This window comes from Limnothrix redekei LRLZ20PSL1 (assembly GCF_043235035.1).
GTDB lineage: Bacteria > Cyanobacteriota > Cyanobacteriia > CACIAM-69d > CACIAM-69d > CACIAM-69d.
On the sequence record NZ_JAZAQF010000093.1, the window covers coordinates 1 to 555 of the forward strand.

At 35.9% G+C, this 555-nt stretch carries 1 protein-coding gene; it reads left to right on the plus strand.

What is annotated here, in order from left to right; genetic code table 11:
• On the plus strand, positions 1 to 555 hold a 555-nt coding region (locus VPK24_RS17860; protein ID WP_393015431.1), incomplete at both ends, for a WD40 repeat domain-containing protein.

The window sequence follows — 555 nt, forward strand, 5'->3', positions numbered from 1 at the left end:
GTTTCAGAGAGAATAAGTACGGCTATCTTCTCGCCAAATAGCAATTATATCCTAACCATAAACGAAAACAACACGTGTAATCTTTGGGACCTACAAGGAAAGTTAATTGCTACTTTTGGTGGATGGTTATCAGGCCACTCAAAAAGCATTAATTCAGCATGTTTCTCGAATGATGGCAATTACGTTCTAACATCTTCCAATGACGAAACTGCTAAACTATGGAGTATAGACGGCAAAGAGCTTGCAACCTTAAAAGGTCATAATACAGTCATAAAAAATGCCATATTTTCCCCAAATGGTTCAAAAATACTTACATTCGGTTGGGACAGAACTGCTAAATTATGGGATTTAAATGGAGTCATTATAAAGGATTTAATAGGTCATACTGGATCCATAACATCAGGCTTATTTTCTCCTGATGGCTTAAATATGTTAACCTCATCAGATGACAAAACAGCCAAAATATGGGATTCGAATGGCACTATAGTTACCAATTTACAAGGACATGAATCTGGTATTAACTCTGTTTCTTACAGCCCTGATGCAAAATTTATT